11 protein-coding genes are annotated in these 19,584 nt (G+C 42.4%); 3 read left to right on the forward strand and 8 right to left on the reverse strand.

Annotated elements, in window-relative coordinates:
* Nucleotides 1-10: 10 nt before the first annotated feature.
* Genes R3O62_RS09990 through R3O62_RS10010 form a run of 5 tightly spaced genes read right to left on the reverse strand, consistent with a single transcriptional unit; the run spans nt 11 to nt 10,521 of the window.
* A complete protein-coding gene (locus R3O62_RS09990; RefSeq protein ID WP_227560217.1) occupies nt 11-2,869 on the reverse strand; it encodes a TolB family protein in 2,859 nt (952 codons plus the stop codon).
* A gap of 58 nt (nt 2,870-2,927) precedes the next feature.
* Entirely contained in the window at nt 2,928-3,827 is a 900-nt protein-coding gene (locus tag R3O62_RS09995) for a GNAT family N-acetyltransferase (RefSeq protein ID WP_005775892.1), read from the reverse strand.
* Between the two features lie 10 nt (nt 3,828-3,837).
* Nucleotides 3,838-5,457 carry an RluA family pseudouridine synthase gene (locus R3O62_RS10000; RefSeq protein ID WP_005775893.1) on the reverse strand — a complete coding sequence of 540 codons (1,620 nt, stop codon included), beginning with the start codon at nt 5,455-5,457 and terminating at the stop codon, nt 3,838-3,840.
* Nucleotides 5,458-5,472: 15 nt separating this feature from the next.
* Entirely contained in the window at nt 5,473-8,505 is a 3,033-nt protein-coding gene (locus R3O62_RS10005) for a type III restriction-modification system endonuclease (RefSeq protein WP_317472906.1), read from the reverse strand.
* A gap of 21 nt (nt 8,506-8,526) precedes the next feature.
* Complete coding sequence (locus tag R3O62_RS10010; protein WP_317472905.1) at nt 8,527-10,521, reverse strand: site-specific DNA-methyltransferase; 1,995 nt, start codon at nt 10,519-10,521, stop codon at nt 8,527-8,529.
* A gap of 387 nt (nt 10,522-10,908) precedes the next feature.
* Between R3O62_RS10010 and R3O62_RS10015 the strand changes: the two genes are divergently transcribed.
* Nucleotides 10,909-14,775 (forward strand): TIM-barrel domain-containing protein, encoded by a 3,867-nt coding sequence (locus tag R3O62_RS10015; RefSeq protein WP_317472904.1) that lies wholly within the window; start codon nt 10,909-10,911, stop codon nt 14,773-14,775.
* A 137-nt stretch (nt 14,776-14,912) separates the two neighbouring features.
* Here the strand turns inward: R3O62_RS10015 and R3O62_RS10020 are convergent, their stop codons facing one another.
* Nucleotides 14,913-15,014 (reverse strand): DUF4372 domain-containing protein, encoded by a 102-nt coding sequence (locus R3O62_RS10020; RefSeq protein ID WP_157195908.1) that lies wholly within the window; start codon nt 15,012-15,014, stop codon nt 14,913-14,915.
* A 289-nt stretch (nt 15,015-15,303) separates the two neighbouring features.
* Here R3O62_RS10020 and R3O62_RS10025 point away from each other — a divergent pair, with 289 nt between their 5' ends.
* Nucleotides 15,304-17,193 carry a fimbrillin family protein gene (locus R3O62_RS10025; protein WP_317472903.1) on the forward strand — a complete coding sequence of 630 codons (1,890 nt, stop codon included), beginning with the start codon at nt 15,304-15,306 and terminating at the stop codon, nt 17,191-17,193.
* Nucleotides 17,194-17,374: 181 nt separating this feature from the next.
* On the forward strand, nt 17,375-17,974 hold the full coding sequence (locus tag R3O62_RS10030; protein ID WP_032529850.1) for a hypothetical protein: 600 nt from the start codon (nt 17,375-17,377) through the stop codon (nt 17,972-17,974).
* A 236-nt stretch (nt 17,975-18,210) separates the two neighbouring features.
* Here R3O62_RS10030 and ric read toward each other — a convergent pair whose 3' ends face one another.
* Entirely contained in the window at nt 18,211-18,939 is a 729-nt protein-coding gene (ric, locus tag R3O62_RS10035; protein ID WP_317472902.1) for an iron-sulfur cluster repair di-iron protein, read from the reverse strand.
* 163 nt (nt 18,940-19,102) lie between these two features.
* Nucleotides 19,103-19,567 carry a MaoC family dehydratase gene (locus R3O62_RS10040; RefSeq protein WP_317471507.1) on the reverse strand — a complete coding sequence of 155 codons (465 nt, stop codon included), beginning with the start codon at nt 19,565-19,567 and terminating at the stop codon, nt 19,103-19,105.
* Between the last annotated feature and the right edge of the window lie 17 nt (nt 19,568-19,584).

Here is a 19,584-nt window from a genome sequence, read left to right on the forward strand (position 1 = left end):
GTTCCCAATCTTAGAAGCTGATTGAAAACAGTGCTTCTACCTGGAATTTTCCATAGTCGATCGGCTGGATCAGCCGTACGCCTGTCGTGAGCGGATAACTCATACGTAGCACATTCCAATCGAAAATAAGATCGCCTCCGTAAGAGCTTTGTGTGCTCCAGTTGCTTTTGCGACTGGCTTGGTTGCGTGACAAGTCATAAAAAAGATTTGCACGCAGCCTGCGTATGTAAATCAGTGAACTGATGCTCAGGTCGGGCGAAAGCAGGGGTAAAGCATAATCTGCTTTGAAGGCCCATTGTTGGCGGGTTTGATATTGGAAATGATATCCGCGAGGCTTTTCCAGCAGATGTTTGGGGAGATACAGTGATTTATTGTCAAGGTCTTGATATTGGTAACCCAAGCGTAGCATCAATCCGTGATTCCTGATGATACCCGGCCAATAGGTAGTCAGCCGGGCAGCGTACAGACTACCGAAATTCTCCTTATTGAACGGGGTTTTCAAGTATTGCAGCCGAAGCTGGTAACCGTTTCGGGGAAGGATGTCGCGTTGTGCTTTTCGTCTGTAATCATAAAATAGGATTTCCGGGAGAATGTATTGGAAGTTGCGATACTTTCCACTATGATACTCCTGATACTTATTGTTTGTGAAATAGTAAGTAAAAGCAGGCTGTATGCCTCGTATGCGTTGGTTACGTGTCAGGTTGAAAGGGAGGTAAACTCGCGCTTCCGCTTCCAGTAGATTGCGTCCGGGATAATATCCTTTGGTGATATCCTGACCTTTGTCATCTTTGGTCCAGCCGATATTGAAAGCCTTATCACCATAGTCGGCAGCAAGATTGATTATAGGGAACCAGCCCTGATAGGTGAATGACAGTTTACCGTGATGGTAGCCTTCGTCATAATACCAGCCGGCCTGCATGATGGCAGTGTTCAGTGTATTTTGTGACATAATGGTTGCTCCCGGCTTGACAATTGTACTTAAATCACTTGCACTGCTGTTCATTGCTTCGGCCACATCATAATAGAAAGGTGCCCAGCTGTGTATCTTGAAAGTATGTGTACCTTTATGATAGCGTTTGGGGGTGAAATCGATGCTATCCAGACGGGTAGAATCAAGGTTGAACTGTTCTTGAGTAGCCAATGTTTCAACGAATGGCATCGGAGCAGGACGGGCTAAATCGGCCTTTTCAAATAGCAAACTGTCAGTCGGCAACGCAGCAATCCGGTATCCGTCTGCTTGATAATCAGCAAAAAGCAGATGGTTGCCTGACCGGGAAAATGAAGGATCGAATGCACCGAAACGAGCGGCTGTCAGCCGGTAAACCTGTTTGTCGGAGAGATGAAGACAGTAGATATTATTTGTGCCGTTGGCTCCCGACTCAAAAAAGAGTTTTCCGTCTTTCCAAGTAGGAGAGGTGATGTTGGCCGAGGTGGTTTTTATCAACTCCTTCCACTCTCCGGACTGCGGATTGAATTCCAACAGACTGGTTCCCGAATCGGTTACGGCTATGGAGAAAATATCAAGGCCTTCTCCGAATGTGAGTTCTTTGATAAATGCGTTGTCAGGTACGTCGAAAGAGGATAGCTCTTTTCCCTTTTCTGCATTTATCAATACAAGTTGGTTTTTGCCTTCTACAGTGGGGCGGGAGACCGCAATGGTCCGACCGGACTTGTCGATAGCCGGGGCCAGATAACGTTGGCGCGGGGTGATTGTTTTTATCTGCTTTTTATCCAAATCATAATATTTCAGAACGGAATAGTTCTCGTGCGTCCAACGGAGCCCGGGAACCAATTCACTCCAGTAAATCCGGTTGTTCCGGAAGTTGAGACGACTATTGATACTTCCGATATAACTCAGATGCTTTTCTTTACCGTTGCTGATGGCTACCAGAGAGTTTATATCTTTCAGTCCGGATTTGACGGCAATAATTACACTGTCATTGATCGATTGGGGATATCGATAAGAGGTGTAGGTTTTTGAGGTAGAAGAGAGGTAGTCGGGCACAAGTGTACAGGTATCCTGTTTTTCCCATTCTTTCCGCAAGAAATCGAATGTGTCGTGCTGAAGCCGTTTGAAACTGCTTCCTGTGTAATGCTTGAAAGAGCCTTCAAATAATAAATTCCGGACATAACGGCTGGTACTTTTATCCCAGATATCAGCTCCATAACGCTGGCGGGCATATGAAGCCATATCGTAGCCCAATGCATAATAAGTTCCTGTATAATTTTTGTAAGATCCCATTAACCACTTGTCGAAAGTATAAGGCTTTCCGCCTGCTAATAATTGGGCACGATAGATCATGTTGAATTCCGGAAGACGTCCCCGTCCGCCGTTTGACATGGCAGTTTCGGTGCTTACTGCATCTCCTTCGAGAAACCACACCGGAAGAAAAAAGGAGGCCACACCGGCTGCCTGTTCACCTATTATATAATAAAGAGGTTTGAAGATACCATGCATCACCTTTCCGGTCTGGAATACGTGGCGCGACTCGTGCAATACCAGATGTTTATCCCAGCTTTGAGTACTTAGGTCCGAAGAAGGAGTTGTAATCAGTTCCATCCGTCTCGGTGCCCAGGAAACCATTCCGTTGGATTGCATGCTGGCCGGATGGAGAATGACCGGGAAACGGGCTTTGATCGGCTTTCCAATGGTCTTGGACATGTGGGGATATACATTTTCAAGAAAGAGAGCATATCGATAGGCCATTGAATCATTTCCTTGCGGGTATACCAGATCATAGTGAGGCAGTTTCGCTATGTTCCATTTAAACCGGGCGGGATCCGACCCGTAATCCATGAATTGTGCATGAAGCCGGAGCGGTGCCAGCAGGCAAAGAAGCGAAAGAAACAGATATTTGGATTGTAACATGAGCTGATTTTAAATAGTTATCTGTCGCAAAGCTATAAAAAAATCTCAGTCTGTTCTGTTAAATTCGTTTATACATCAAGAAATTAGTCATTTCTATGCCGTTCACATCGACCGTTTGTTCTTTTTCGGTGATATATCCGTGTTTTTCAAAAAAAGGCCGGGCGGTGATACTTACTTCCGAGTGAACCGATACAGCGCGACAATTGCGGGCATACTCTTCAGCTTTTCTCAACAGACTGGAAGCGATACCCCGATGCTGATATTGGGGATGGACGAACATGCTGTGCAGATACCCTTTAGGGTTGATAGAGGTGAATCCGGCTATTTGTGATTGTCTGATATCTTCTGCTAACAGAAAACATAAGTCACTTTGAAATAATTCCTGCCAACGTTGTTGAGTTCCTCGTCCGATCCATGCTTGAATCTGTAGGTGATTATAATCGGCAGAACAAGTGTTCTGTACGCTTTGTGTAAACACTGTTTGCAGCAAACCCATATCTTGGATCCTTGCTTTTCGCAGCCGGACGGGAGGAATTTGCAGGTGTAAAACAGGAAATGGCTTTCCCGTTCCGTCCAACGCGTCGCGGCCTGTCACTTCAAATCCTTGATGTAGATAGAATCCTAATGCTGCCGTGTTTTGTTCATTTACGTCTACTTTATAAATGTGTTTTTCACGGATGGCGAATTCAACCAGTTCACTGCCATAGCCTTGTTCCTGGGCCTTAGGACTGACAAATAGCATTTCGATACAATCGGTGCTCAGTCCCATGAAGGCAGCGATGGTTCCCGCATCTTCACGGATGACATAAAGTTGTACTGCGGCAAAGTATTCGTTCCGGATCAAAGGTTTATAAAACTGTATATCCGTTTCGGTCAGGAAGTGGTGGGTAGTGCGAACTGCCTCCTCCCAAACCTGAAGAAGCTCGTCATACTCGTGTATGTGGGGTTGTTCTATCATTGGTTATTTGTTAAAAGTCAGCTTTCTTTTCAATATATATTCTTTGTCCGGACACCGGATGGGTAAATTCCAGACGTTCCGCATGTAAATAAAGCCTCTCCGCTCTCTTACCGTAGAGTTCATCGCCTGCGATGGGGCAATTCAGACCTGACGGATGGGCGGAGTGAACGCGTAACTGATGTGTACGTCCCGTTTGCGGGAAGAAAGCGATACGGGTTCGTCCGTTTTTGCGATCTATTACGCAGTATCGGGTGACAGCCTTTTTGCCTGATTCTCTGTCTGCTTTTTGTCTGGGCCTGTCAAGAAGATCCGGACAAATGGGAAGATCGATGGTTCCTTCGTCAGTCGGTAAGATACCTTCCAGCAGTGCTGTATACTGCTTTTTAATGCTGTGGCTTTCAAACTGCGCCTGTAAGTGCTGATGTACTTCCTTGGTTTTGGCTACCAACAACAATCCTGAAGTTGCCATGTCCAGTCGATGTACGATCATCGGTCCCGTAGCTTCAGGATAGCGGGCTCTGAGTAGACTGTAGGCGGACAGTTCCTCCGATTTTCCAGGTACGGAGAGTAGTCCTTCCGGTTTATGGATAACCAGAAGCCATTCGTCTTCAAAGAGAATCTCTATTTCCTTTGGCGGGGCAGGGGCTGTTGCCAAAGGATCCGGTTCGACATCCAGACCTTGTAACATGTGACGTAAAATGGGCCCGCATTTTCCTTTGCAGGACGGATAGTAATAACCGTGACGCCTGATTTCTGTTTTCGGTGATTCTCCCCACCAGAATTCGGCCATGGCAATGGGCTTCAATCCATTTAGGTAAGCATATTGCAATAGCTTGGGTGCGGCACATTCACCTGCTCCGGCAGGTGGTATCTGCTGAATGGTTTGTTCGAAGATAGCACACAAGTTCTTGCTTTCTCCTCTGGCATTCAAAAAGCTGAATTGATGGAATAGCTTTTGCTGCAATGCCGCCGAACGGTTTTTGCGTTCTGCTTTGAGAGATTCAATCTGCGATGAAATACTTTCCAGTTCTGCTTTCACTTCGGAAATTCGCTCTTTCCAATATCTTTCCAGACGTTTGAATTCTGCTTTCTGATATTGGCTTTCACGTATCATGGCAGCTTGTTCATCTTCATCCGGTTGCTGCTGCCGGCGCTGTTCCCGTTTTTCTTTTGCCGTTTTCAGAGTCTTTCTCGCTTCGGTCAATATCTGTTGTGATGAGGCTGTTTCTTTCGCCAGCCTTTGTTGGAGTTTCACATACCGGTCACTGTTTTGCAATTGTCCGATTCGGCGGTTGATAGCCGAGATTTGTTCTTCTTCTATCTTGAAGAAACCATCCGGTTGCAACAAATCGTATACCGGTGGTACAAAGAAAGAGTGTGAATTGCTTCCGCACAAGTTACCCGAGAAAGCAGCCAGATATCCCATTTGTCCGTTAGAAGTACGGACTATCAATACGCCGAACATTTTTCCTTTGTCCAATTCTTCTTTCCATCTTGTCTGTTTATTTATGTAAGCCTGTACTTCTCCTGCTGCCATTACACATAACGGATGAGGAGTGTAATGGAAGGGATAAGTAAACAAGTGGGGCAATTCGATGCCGGCAATGGAGGTCTGGAAAGAATGAAACATGCTATTTTATTGGATTTAAACGGGATCTTGTGCGACAATTTTCAAAAGTTCCTCGAAGGAACTTACTTTATCATATTTAAGCTTTCCACCGTTTACATTCGCAAAATGTTTTTTGGCACATTCTATCTTTGCCCTTTCTATTTCCCGGTCTTGCAGGGAAGAATCGCTGGCTTTGGTTTCGGCTATAAAATAAGGATACTTCGACAACTTTTGTTTGAAGACGATGGCCCAGTCCGGATGGTATTTTCCCATTGGAGTAGGGATATAGAAACTGTTGGGTAGTTTTACATAAGCTTCTATTTCGTCATTTTCTTCCAGTTTTTCCATGAATGTTTTTTCATTTCGAGAGTCGAATCTCACATGGTCGTACAGATGTTTATCTGCTTTCATTGTGTTTACGCCCAAACATCCTTGAACAGCTGCCTGGGTAAAGACCGATACATCATAGTACTGGTCGATTGGGCTATATTCGATATGTTGTACTATCAGACGCGCTTTTTCTTCGTTAATCAGTTCCGAAGCCTTAATAATAAAATCTTCGGGATTATTTCTGAATTGGGCGAATACATTCGGTTTTATCCGGGCAAGAATCTGAGCAACTGCCTTTCGGGTCAGATTTGTGGCGTTTGTGAGTTTACCGAGCAAGTCATATTTTACTTGATCGTTTGCCATGGCATCTATCTTTTCATAGTGCGCCTGATTGGGATCTACTTTAAATGCCTCTCCCGAAACCAAAGTTGCTTTAGACTTGATTTCGTCCATTTGGCCTGTAATGACAGAAAGATAGAGCTGGGGTACTCTTAACTTTTCATTTAAGCTCCCGATTGCTTTCTCTACCAATTCTTTTTCGTCAAACTTTACGGTGTAGGTTGACTTGCTGCATAGTAGCTTTAGCAATTCCTGAAGTTTGCTGTTTTCAAGTTTATCTTTCGACAACCGAAGATTTATGTTGTATTTCCTTGCATCGTCCGGCTGCATCTCTCTTGGATTATAGATAGAGGTTAGGATGGTCATGATAGACGCCTTATAATCGGTGAGCTCATCGTCGAAAATCACTTCTCCCTGTTTACGGTCATCATAGAATTTGTCCGTCAGTTCTCCTTTCTTGATATACTTGTTTTCAAGTAAAGAGTCGTAGATACTTTGTGCTATATCTTCGGTTGCTATGATGGTTTCACCATTAGGCAATCGGAGAGTCTTGTCCTTGAATAATTGGATAGTTACTTTTTGTGGGCGGTCGGCTATGGCTTCTGCCATTTCTGTCTGTAAGCCTTTGGCAAACGATTCATACGATTCACTGGCTATCACGGTCAGTAGGTTGACACGATGCACTTCTTTGCCTAAAACGTTGGCGTCCATGCGATCTCCCTGTCCGTTTACGCAGAGGCGCAGCCCGCGTCCCACCTCCTGACGCTTGCGTACCTCTGCCGAACTTTGTTTCAGGGTACAGATTTGAAAGACGTTCGGGTTATCCCATCCTTCCCGCAGGGCGGAATGTGAAAAAATAAAGCGGATCGGCTCTTTTCGGTCAAGCAGGCGTTCTTTATTTTTCATAATCAAATCGTATGCCTCCTCATCTGTTGATTCTTTGGTTCCCCGCTCGGTTTTACTGTCAATCAGCTTTCCTTTTCTATCTTTGGAGAAGTACCCTTCGTGAGCTTTTGATGCCACGGTCGATTTTAGATAATTGATATATTCCGGCTGATTGAATAACGAAAGGTCCAAGTGCTTTATGATATCGGTATATTCCTGCTCGAAAATCTCGGCATATTCTCCTTTTCCGTCCGGGTTATACTGGCGGTATTTGGCTACTTCATCGATGAAGAAAAGGGAGAGAACTTTGATGTCTTTCTCAAACAGTTCCTGTTCTTTCTTAATATGTGATAAGATGGTTTCTCGTATCTGGATACGTCGTAGTTGAGTTTCGTTGACGCTACCCGTTACGTCACCTGCATAAAGCTTGATGCCGTTCCGGAAGGTGACGGAATTTTCAACGCCGTTGATATCTGTAATTACATAGTCGTTCCGGTATTCTTCCAGACGGTTTGATTTAGCGTACAAGTCATCATTTACTTTCAGAGCCCGTACTACCTGATTCACTGCTTTGGTTCTTTTTACTTCGAATCCGATATTGGCAGTCGGATTTTTGTCCGGATACAGGTTTAAACCTTCCAGATAGACGAAGCCTTCAGTGGCTGTTGTTCCACTGATGGAAATACCTTTGACGGCAATCTTCTTAACCAGTTTCAGGTTGTAAGCTTCCATCGCGTCCAGGCGATAGACCAGGTTATAGAGTTCGCGGTGTGTAGCCGAATAACGCAGTGTGAACAGGGGATTGAATCGTTTCAATCCCTCTTTTGTTTTGACTCCTTCTACCGACTGGGGTTCGTCGATAATCAGTATCGGATTCATCTGCGCAATCACATCGATAGGACAGCTGCCGCCAAAATCATCCAGTTTCATGTAGATGCGGCGGGCGTCTTTGTTCGTAGCATTGAACTTCTGTGAATTGATGATCATTACATGGATTCTGCTGTCTGTGACAAATGCGTTCAATTCACCCAACTGTTTGGAGTCGTAGATGAAATAAGACAGAGGGGTGCTGTAATCCGAGGCAAAGTGTTCCTTCATAATCTCCAGGCTTTTGTGGACTCCTTCGCGGATGGCAACACTGGGTACGACAATGATGAACTTGCACCAACCGTAGCGTTTATTCAGTTCGAAGATGGTTTTGATGTAGGTATACGTTTTACCTACACCCGTCTCCATTTCGATGGTGAGGTTGTATTTCCCTTCCAGCGCTTCCGACGGTTTGATTTGTTGGGCACGCTGGATATCCTGGATATGTCTCAGAACCATCTCATCTGTGAGTTGGGGTACGACAGGGTGGTTACGGAATCCTGTAAATCTTTCGTAACTGGTCTGTCCGTCTTTCTTCCGGGTCTCTACTTGATAGTCGAGCATCTTGTATGGCTGCCCGGCAAAAACATCACATACCGCTTTTGCTGCGTCTTCCTGAAACTTCTGATGTTTGAATTTTAATTTCATTTCTATATCTTCCTTCTCTGTTTAAAGAATCTCGATCGTAGTACCGGGAGATAATGTTTTGAATATCTCGTCTATATTGATACGATCGGCACTATCACGGAATGAGGCGTCCCGAAAGACGACCCGGCGTGGTTGCCTACCGGCTATTTCACGGAAGACTTCTTCGGGAATCTGTTCTGCAAAACATGCCATTAATTCGGTCTTGTCGACAGAATAAACCGTATATCCATTTATATCCTCTTCATTGTGTGGGAGTGACAGGGATAGTCCCAGGTTGGTCAGGCAACCATAAAGCAGATCGAGTCCGGTACGGTCTTCTTTGATATTGTCTGTGAAATAAAACAAATCACTTTGTGAATATTCCCCTGCACTGTAATATACGTCTTTCATATTGCTGTCGGCAATCCGAAAAACACGGAAACCGATGTCCGGGCGGTTCTTTAATTTAAGTTGGTTGCATTCCGCCTCAATCGTGTCTCCGGCACGTCGAATACGCTCTTTGGACAGTTCGCAGATGTTCAATGCTTTATGCTTTTCCGTGAGAAAGTCGATCGCATTTTGCATGATCTCTTTTTCACTGGGAGTCTTGGCCTTTTTTATTGTTTCAGTCACATCTTCCGGCAGTTGTACGAGAATGTACTTCACCTTGTTTTTACGCGGTTTCATGTTCATCCGCATAACCGCTTCGGCAGTAGTGCCACTACCAGAGAAGAAGTCCATCACAATACAATCTTTGTTTTTGGTGTCGATAAACTCACATAAATATTGAATCAGACTGACAGGTTTCGGAAAGTTGAACACTTTCTTATCAAAGAACTGTAGCTGATAGTTACCGGCCTGCTCATTAGTTTCAACTCCTACTTTGTAATTAATCAGGTTGGGTGGAACTTCCGGGTCATATTCCAGTTTTTCGTACGAAGGACTTAACTTAAGAGTCGGTATTTTGATGGTTGTTCCTTTTTTTATCTCTTTCTCCAGATTTTCCTGACTCCATTTGAATTTGGCTTTCAGCTTGACGGGGGCTGTAAACAGTCCGTCACGTACGGTGGTATCTTCCAGTAATTCCACGTCATACGCATCTGTTCCGTACATGCCCGCTTTGATCACTCCGTCGGGGATGGAAGTAACTACTTTGTTGGCGGGGAAAGTCAGAATGCCGACGGAATTCGGTTGATTCAACAGACCATTTGAACTGACCGACTCCTTCTTCAGACCCTGGAATTTCATGTCGTTTTTCTTCTTCTGATAGCAGACGATGTATTCGATGATTTGCTTGCTTTTTTTCGAGAGATTTTCCGGAGTTTCCGTCTTTGCCCAATTAAATACATCGATGAAATTAGAAGCATTGAATACTTCATTGCCTATTTTAATCAGATTTGCCAGTTCGTGATCATCAATGGAAATGAAAATGATGCCATTATCATTTAACAGGGTATGGGCAAGCATCAGCCGGGCATACATCATGCTACACCAATCGGAGTGAAACTTTCCGTTAGCCTCCGTATTCTGAAACAATCGTTGTCCTTCTTCATTATATCTTCCCTGTTTCTCGTCGGATTCTTCCTGTGAAAGAGCGAATGTATCATTGAAGATAAAGTCTTTACCTGTGTTGTAAGGCGGATCGATATAGATAACGTCTACCTTTCCTGCATAACTCTTTTTCAGGAGTTTCATTGCGTCCAGATTGTCTCCCTCGATGTATAGGTTTTGGGTCTGTTCCCAATTCCTGCTCTCTTCCGGGCAGGGACGCAATGTTTTGCGGATAGGATGCGCCGCCTCTCTTATCGCCTGCTTCTTGCCCACCCATGTTAATTCGTAACGTTCGTCGTCATCATATACCACTCCCATTTCTGCTTGGTTGGCTGTAAGGAGGAATTTCAGTTTATCAAAGTCGATAGCTTTATGTAGTTGTCCGTCCTTACCCATCGATTCAGTGACTACGTTCGGGAAGAGTTCGGCTATTTTATTCAGGCTGTCCTCTGCGATACTCACAGATTCCATTTTTAGCTTTTCCATATATGATTTCATTTTTGTCCTGCAAAGTTAAGATTTTCATTCTGATTGGCTAATTTCCTCTATAAATAATGTGTGTTTTGGGAAGTAACGTACCGCTATTCCGAACCGGTTGTTGGATTAGGTAATAAGGTAAGTGTTTTATCTTGCTGACCGGATAGTCTTATGTTCTAATCATCAATCGAAAAACACCCTCATGTTTTTCGATTGATGATTAGGAGGAAACGGGCATAGAGTGTGAAGGTGTTTCTTGAATTATAGGAAGCAAGTGTATTTACTTGTATTTATTTTCATAGAATATGCCTTTTCTGAATACTTTTGCCTATTTTTGCGTATTCAATCTATTGACAGAATGGAGTAATATTTAGTTGAAATTTTATAGTAAAAATCATGAAGAACGCAATTGGTAATTGTAAGCAGCGAAAAGCAGTGCTCTTCGCTCTCGCTTTGCCTCTGATGTTTTCCGGTTCGCCTATGCAGGCTATGCATCGGTCCGAAATCGTTAGAGAGGTGACACAACAAAACTTGAAGATCGTTAGTGCAAAGAAAATCAATCCGACTACGATTGAAGTACTGTTCTCTAATAACCAGAGAATGACATTCGATTTCTACGGAGAGAACATCTTCAGAGTATTTCAGGACAATGATGGAGGAATCATCCGTGATCCGGAAGCGAAACCTGAAGCACAAATTCTGGTAAATAATCCCAGAAACACAGTCTCTACGCTCGACTTAAATGATGGCGGCAATCTCCTTTCTATCACTACGGGGAAAATCAAGGTGGAAATCGATAAGAATACTTCTTTGATGAAAGTGATCGACCTGGAAAAGAAAGCCGTAGCTTTTGAAGAAGCCGAACCGGTACTTTTTGATAAAGGAAAAGTTACTGTAACTCTGAAAGAGAACCCCAACGAATATTTCTATGGCGGCGGTGTGCAGAACGGACGTTTTTCGCACAAAGGAAAAGCAATTAATATTGTAAACGAAAATAGCTGGACAGACGGTGGAGTAGCTTCACCCACACCTTTCTATTGGTCTACTAACGGCTATGGCATGATGTGGTATACTTTCAAACCGGGTAAATATGATTTCGGTGCGGAAGAAAAAGGTAAAGTGAAGCTTACGCACGATTCTCCTTACCTTGATGTATTCTATATGGTTAGTGATGGTGCCGTAGGGATTCTGAATGACTTTTATCAATTGACCGGTAATCCGGTGTTGTTGCCTAAGTTCGGTTTTTATCAGGGTCACTTGAATGCTTATAACCGTGACTACTGGAAGGAAGACGAAAAAGGAATCTTGTTCGAAGACGGAAAACGCTATAAGGAAAGCCAGAAAGATAATGGTGGAATCAAGGAATCATTGAACGGAGAAAAGAATAATTATCAGTTCTCGGCCCGTGCAGTGATTGATCGCTATAAGAATCATGACATGCCTTTAGGCTGGTTGCTGCCAAACGATGGATATGGTGCCGGATACGGACAGACCGAAACCCTTGACGGAAACATCCAGAATCTGAAAAGTCTGGGCGACTATGCTCGTAAGAATGGTGTCGAAATCGGTTTGTGGACACAGTCTGACTTGCATCCGAAAGAAGGTGTGAGTGCATTGCTGCAAAGAGATATTGTGAAGGAAGTGAGAGATGCCGGTGTGCGTGTATTGAAAACAGACGTTGCATGGGTAGGCTGGGGATATTCCTTCGGACTGAATGGTGTGGCAGACGTAGGTCATATTATGCCTTATTACGGAGATGATGCCCGTCCGTTCATTATTTCACTCGATGGTTGGGCCGGTACACAACGATATGCCGGAATCTGGTCGGGCGACCAGACAGGCGGTGTATGGGAGTACATCCGTTTCCACATCCCGACTTATATCGGTTCAGGTCTGTCAGGTCAGCCTAACATCTCTTCGGATATGGATGGTATCTTCGGCGGCAAGAATATGATTGTCAACACCAGAGACTTCCAGTGGAAAACTTTCACTCCGATGCAGCTGAATATGGATGGATGGGGATCGAACGAAAAATATCCGCATGCTTTGGGCGAACCTGCCACTTCTATCAACCGTTGGTATCTGAAACTGAAATCGGAATTGATGCCTTATACTTATAGTTTTGCGAAAGAAGCTGTAACCGGAATGCCGCTTATTCGTGCTATGTTCCTGGAATATCCGAATGCTTATACTCTGGGTACAGCCACGCAGTATCAGTTTATGTATGGTACCGACTTCCTGGTAGCACCTATCTATAAAGCCACAAAAGCAGATGCTGAAGGGAATGATATCCGTGACGGTATTTATCTGCCTGAAGGAGAATGGATCGATTATTTCACCGGAGAAAAATATCAGGGTAACTGTGTACTCAACAACTTTGCTGCTCCTCTCTGGAAACTTCCGGTATTTGTGAAGAACGGAGCTATTATCCCGATGACCAATCCTAACAATAACGTTGCTGAAATCAACAAAGGACTTCGTATCTACGAGATCTATCCGTATAAGCACATGATGACTGTTGAATATGATGATGACGGTGTATCGGAAGCATATAAGGATGGTAAAGGTGCCACAACTTTCATTGAGTCAAATGTTGATTCGAAAAACAATGTGAAGATTTCTATTCGTCCTACACAGGGTGATTTCGACGGTTTTGTAAAAGAGAAAGCTACTGAGTTTAGGGTAAACGTTACTGCCAAACCAAAGAAAGTTTCTGCTCAGGTGGGCAAAAGCAAAGTGAAGTTGATCGAAGTGCTCTCTATGGATGATTTCCAGAAAGGTGAGAATGTATACTTCTATGATGCTGCTCCTAATCTGAATAAATTTGCTACGAAAGGCAGTGAATTTGAAAAGAAGGTAATCACTAAGAATCCTCAGCTTCTTGTGAAGTTGGCTGCTACTGACATTACTAAAAATCAGGTTGTGATGAATATCGAAGGCTTCCAGTATGCGCCTGCCGATAATTACAGAGTTACGTCCGGTTCGCTGACTGCTCCTGCAGCTCAGATTACTGCCGAGAATATTGAAGCTTACACTTTGAAACCTACATGGAGCAAAGTGCCGAATGCCGATTTCTATGAAATAGAGTTCAATGGCATGTTGTATACAACAATTAAGGATACTGAGTTGCTGTTTGACGGGCTGGCTGCTGAAACCGACTACGCATTCAAGATCCGTGCCGTAAACAAGGATGGCTATTCGGATTGGGCTGAATTCAGCGCTAAGACAAAAGCGAACCCGCTGGAATTTGCTCTTCACGGAATCAAGGGTGAAACAACTGCGAAGAATCAGGAAGGATTTGATATTGATCGTTTATTCGACTTTGCCGAATTGGGTGATATGTGGCATACGAAGTATGGAGCAAAAGCGCTGCCATATGATATGATTATCGACTTGAGAACTGTGAACCAGTTGGATAAATTCGAATACCTGCCACGTACCGACGGTGGTAACGGAACGATTCTGAAAGGTACTGTATATTACAGTATGGATAAAGAGAATTGGACTGAGGCCGGAGCAATCGACTGGAAACGTAATGGTGATGTGAAAGTATTTACATTTACTGAGCGCCCGACTGCACGCTATATCAAACTGGCTGTAACGGAAGGTGTGAACAATTATGGTTCGGGTAGAGAATTGTATGTATTTAAAGTTCCTGGAACAGAGAGCCGTTTGCAGGGTGATATCAATAACGACGGTAAGATCGATAATAACGATTTAACTTCGTATACCAACTATACCGGTCTGAGAAAAGGTGATTCCGACTATGAAGGCTATATCAGCGTAGGTGATATCGACCAGAATGGTTTGATCGATGCTTATGACATTTCTGTTGTGGCAACACAATTGGAAGATGGTGTCAGTGATGAACCGATTGAGAAACTGGATGGTACTATTGAGATCAGTACGGCTAAACGAAATTACAGTAAGGGTGATGTGGTTGAAGTGCTTGTAAAAGGTGTCAACCTCCGTTCTGTAAATGCCTTGAGTTTTGCGTTGCCATACAATCAGCAAGATTATGAATTTGTAGGTGTCGAACCTTTGAACCTTAAAGCAATGGAAAATCTGACTTACGACAGACTCCATACCAATGGTACAAAAGCACTCTATCCTACATTCGTTAACCTTGGAGCTAAAGAAGCCCTTGAAGGAACAAACGATCTGTTTATTCTGAAGCTGAAAGCGAAACGTGCCGTGAAGTTTGATCTGAAAGCTATTGATGGCGTTTTGGTCGACAAGAACCTGAACACACGTAAGTTTTAAACTTGTGTAAGAATACTCCGCCGTTTGAACGGAGAAAAATAAAAAGCTGCCCGGAAATTTCCGAGGGCACTGAAAAAACAGATGGCTTTTCAGTGCCCTCTTGAAGAGCAAAAGTGAGAGTCGCCAAGTTAGAAATACTAACTTGGCGATTTTTCTATTTGGTTCCAGTAAGTAAAATGCTTCACATAACGGTTGACATCGTACTTACGAACGTAGTTGTTAAACCGAGTTCTGTTCAAAAAAGTGGAAAAGTTGAGAAAAAGTGTATTTATCTTGATTCATCATTACAGCTGCAAAAATAGAAATTCAAATCCGTTTTATTTCAAAATATAACTTAATCGACTATATTTCAATCATTTCAAAGAACTATTATTTACTTTAACGGAACAGTAGTGAAACATTTATTATATAAATACAAAATATTATCATAATTCATAGTAATAATTGTATTAATAATAGTAGCTTTGTTACTCCTTAAACATATAGTTAAACAATGAAACTAAAACACAAATTAAACTATATACTACAATGAAAAACATGAAAATTGCATCCTTTATGATAAAATTCATAATGATGCCCCTGCTTGTCAGCACTTCCTGTGTAAATGAAATTTCAGAAGAATCGACAACCCTTCCCGGAGAAATTCCTATCCGCCTTTCTACACAAATTTTATGCAACCCCACACGTGTTATTGATAACAAATTTCAAGAAAAGGACGCCATTGGCTTGTATGTATTGACACAACCATCAACTATCAATCAGAAACGATACATTGACAATATGCGTTTCACATGTTCCCAAACCTCCGGCTTCGAACCGGAAGAAACGATTTATTATCCTAAAGGAAACGGAGAATGTAACTTCATCAGTTATTATCCTTTTCAAGAAACAGGTATTGAACCGGACAAAAGTACAATGCAGGTCCAGATACGGACCGACCAAAGTACTGTGGGCGGACTATCACTTTCCGACTTTATGATCGCTGTAAACAATGACATTACACCCAGCCAGAACATGGTTGCCATGGAATATAAACACAAACTTTGCAAACTGGAAATCATTATAAGACCCGCAGCCGGAGAAGACTTACAAGAGCTCTTGGCTGATAACCCTACCTTATCCTTAAACGGATTCCATTCGGAAGCATCTTATGATTTTCTCACCGGCCAATTCGGGTCATCGGGACAAACGAGCGGCATTATTCCTTATGGAGAATGGAAAATAGAGAATAATACCCTTATAGGCAAAAAAGCAATACTGATACCCGAAAAAATAGAGTCTGACAGTCACTACATAAATATGGAAATAGATGGAAAGAGCTATAGTTGCCCATTTCCGGACAACTTTCAGCTGTCCAGTGAAAAAAGCTGTTCCATAGGCATTATCTATAAATCATCCGAAGGTATTCAAATCAATAACTTCGATCATAGCATTGCAGACTGGACAGAAGGGGAGTCGGGTGAAACGACAGCTCAGGAAACATCAGGTATAATTCACCTGGCTGCACTGAAATTCAGTAAGAGTAATGTATATAAAGCCATTAACGAAGGGACGCAGGTAGCAGAGATCTGTAAAGAGTATCTATTGGCAGACAATATCGATGCACAAGCCATCGTCGCCTATCCTGTTCTAAATGGAAAGACAGATTTAAACAACGGCACGGTAATTTGTTTACTTGACGAAACAGCAGCCGTTCACGGAGGCAAGGTCTCTTGGAACAAAGTTAATAATGTATTAGCCTACACGCCCGGAAATCAAAGCGTCATCAACGATTTCTACATAGCCGAAGATAACTCAATATCAATATCCAAGCCGGAAAATCCTCTACCTGTACGATTGCAAGAAGATGTCTTGACAGATATACGGAATACGGAAACCAAAACTTATCCTATAGTAAAAATAGGAATCCAATATTGGATGGGACGTAGTTTGGAAGCGACACGCTATACCGACGGTAAAACAATTACTTTGAAAAAGGATTTCACGGCAACAGCAGGCTATTACACCGGGAAATATCAAGATGCGCCTCAAAATTTTTACTTTTACAATTCTGAAGCTGTTATTTCAGGCAAGTTATCACCCCAAGGATGGAATATTCCTACCGAAACCGAGTGGGAACAACTAAAGCAATATATAAACAATGATGCTTCTAAACTGAAATCTGGGCCATGGTCAAGCGATGAAAACGGTGACAAGCTTCCTATACTTAACACTACAGGATTCAATGGAATGCCGGAAGGATATATTCTAAAAAGTAAGAACGGGTATACCAACGGCTTATATACGGTGGTATACTGGTCTACCAATTCATCTGGAAATCAAATAAATAAAGCAATCTATTTGCTGCATACTACAAATGAAATAAAAGACGGCAATATAACAGACAGAGCTCTTTCTGTCAGATGCATCCGTAAATAACAAGCACTTTGCCTATCATACAGAATCTAAAGTTTAGGTAGATCTCCTCACCGCTACTGGCCCAAACTTTAGATTCTGTATTTTATCGTTAAATTATTCTCTTCATTCGAATAGGGAATCTTCTTCTTTTTTCTGTCTTTATAATCAAGAAATCAATTATAAAACCCAAAACAGAAAACATATGCAGAAAGTATTATTTATCACCACAATTCTACTTACATTATTCGCCCTCTCTATCCATGCTGAGCACAATCCTCAAAAAAGACCAGATGCATCTGCCCAATTCCAAACCGTCTCCGGTCACAGTATCAGTTTAAATGGTATCGGACTGGCATATAGTTATGAATATGCTTTTGCTCCGAAAGGTACTGTTATTTTTAGCGCAGGAGCTTCTTATGCTTTTGGAAGAACATGGCAACTCAAAATGGAATCACTTCGCGAATTTCATATCGCCACCAAAGACTATCATTTAGTAACCGGAGATTTAGCCATAGAACCACGTTTTTATTATAACCTGAAGAAAAGGCATCGCAATGGCAAGCGTACTTGGGGCAATTCCGGTGGGTATTTATCTGCCTGTTTCGGATATTCTTTTCCAATAGCCATCAGCAGCGGAGTAAAAACAGCGCATATATATGTTATCACCCCATATTGGGGATTTCGACGCGTATGGAAACATTTTCTTTTCGATCTATCTGGCGGAGCCGGTTATATAAAGTCCTCCAACGGCAATTCCGCCATCTATCCTACTGTGAGAATAGGACTGGGATATAGATTTTAAACGTCATACTCTAATTGAAGAATAAATAACCAAAGTATCGAATACAAAAAATGGCTACTCATCCCGAGCAACCAATCTTTTGTTAACCTTAAATCTAATACTTATGAAAAAAACACAATACAAATATACCGAATTTCAAGCAATTAGCAAATATCAGAGCAAAAATATCCTGTATTATAACACCGTTTAATACTCGATCTTGTTTTGTTAATACTTTAGGCTAAAAACGTTAACAATTAACACATTCGTTCACAGTTCTCCTGTAGCTCTATAGCCATAGGAAAAACAATATTATTTTCTAAATGAATATGATGATGCAAATTTTTCTCAAATGTCTCCAACATCTCAAACAATAACCTGTAGGTGTCACAAGCATCATCGGGTACTAAATATCCCTGAGCCAATAAAGAAATCCGGCGAAAACGTTCACCTTCGGCATCATGTTCATGCATCATTACCGAAATAGGGCTACTGACACTGCCACAATGAAAAGGCGGAACGGGGCGGTGTTGGGTCACTGCATCGAACAAATCGTATATATAAGGAAACAACACCATTTCCTCCTTGGTAAGATGATTATTCAGATCTATCCAGGACTCCTGAAACAACCCACGTATCTCATGAAGTTCCGGATGTTTCTCACCGTGTACCTCACAAACTTTATCAAGCAATTGAAGAATCTGCGGTCTCTGGTAACGGATATTACGATGATGGAATTTCAGGATGTAATCTACCAATAAATCCATAGGCCAACTTTTAAAATCAAAAATCGGAGAATGGTTCGGTTGCGTTTGCCTCAACTCTTCCAACAAACTGTCCACCCCTGCTCCGGCTCTTTCACAAGCATCAGTCAGCGAGACATCTCCATTGCAACAGAAATCAATGCCATACTTATTGAATACCTTTGCGTGGTCAAAACGATCGGCTACAATCTGGCCGACTGTCATAAGTTTATAATCTTTCATATTTTCCTCTTTTATTATTCAGAGGACAAAGGTAGGGAACAGAAAACAAATAATTTGTAACCAATGTTACAGGAAGGATTTTCTTTTGTCTTTCGAAGCAATATGAAGTATAAAACAATGGCATACACAGTTTTCTATAACTTGTGTATGCCATATTCTTTTCTTAATTAAAATAATACAGAAAGATAGCGATACCTTCGAGTGCTTTCTTAGGCTGATCTTTAATCTCAATCGCAAACTTAATTTCAGCTTTAGCCACACCACGCAAGTTAGTAAGAGAATGCAGACTTGCCTTCAGTCGCACACTTTGACCTGACAGTACTGCTTGCCCGAACTTCATCTTGTCCATACCATAATTAATCATCATCTTCAAATTATTTACTTCAATAATCTGATTCCACAAATGAGGAAGTAATGACAATGTCAGATATCCGTGAACAATGGTGCTATGATAAGGGCTCTCCACCTTAGTACGCTCTGTGTCCACATGAATCCACTGATGATCTAATGTTGCATCAGCGAAAAGGTTGATACGTTCCTGAGAAACCTCCAGATAGTCAGAGACTCCAATCTGCTGCCCCACTAATTTCTCAAAATCTTCATAAGAATTAATAATTACTTTATCCATATTTCTTCATTTAAAAA

Source organism: Bacteroides hominis, from assembly GCF_033042785.2.
In the GTDB taxonomy this organism is placed as follows: domain Bacteria; phylum Bacteroidota; class Bacteroidia; order Bacteroidales; family Bacteroidaceae; genus Bacteroides; species Bacteroides hominis.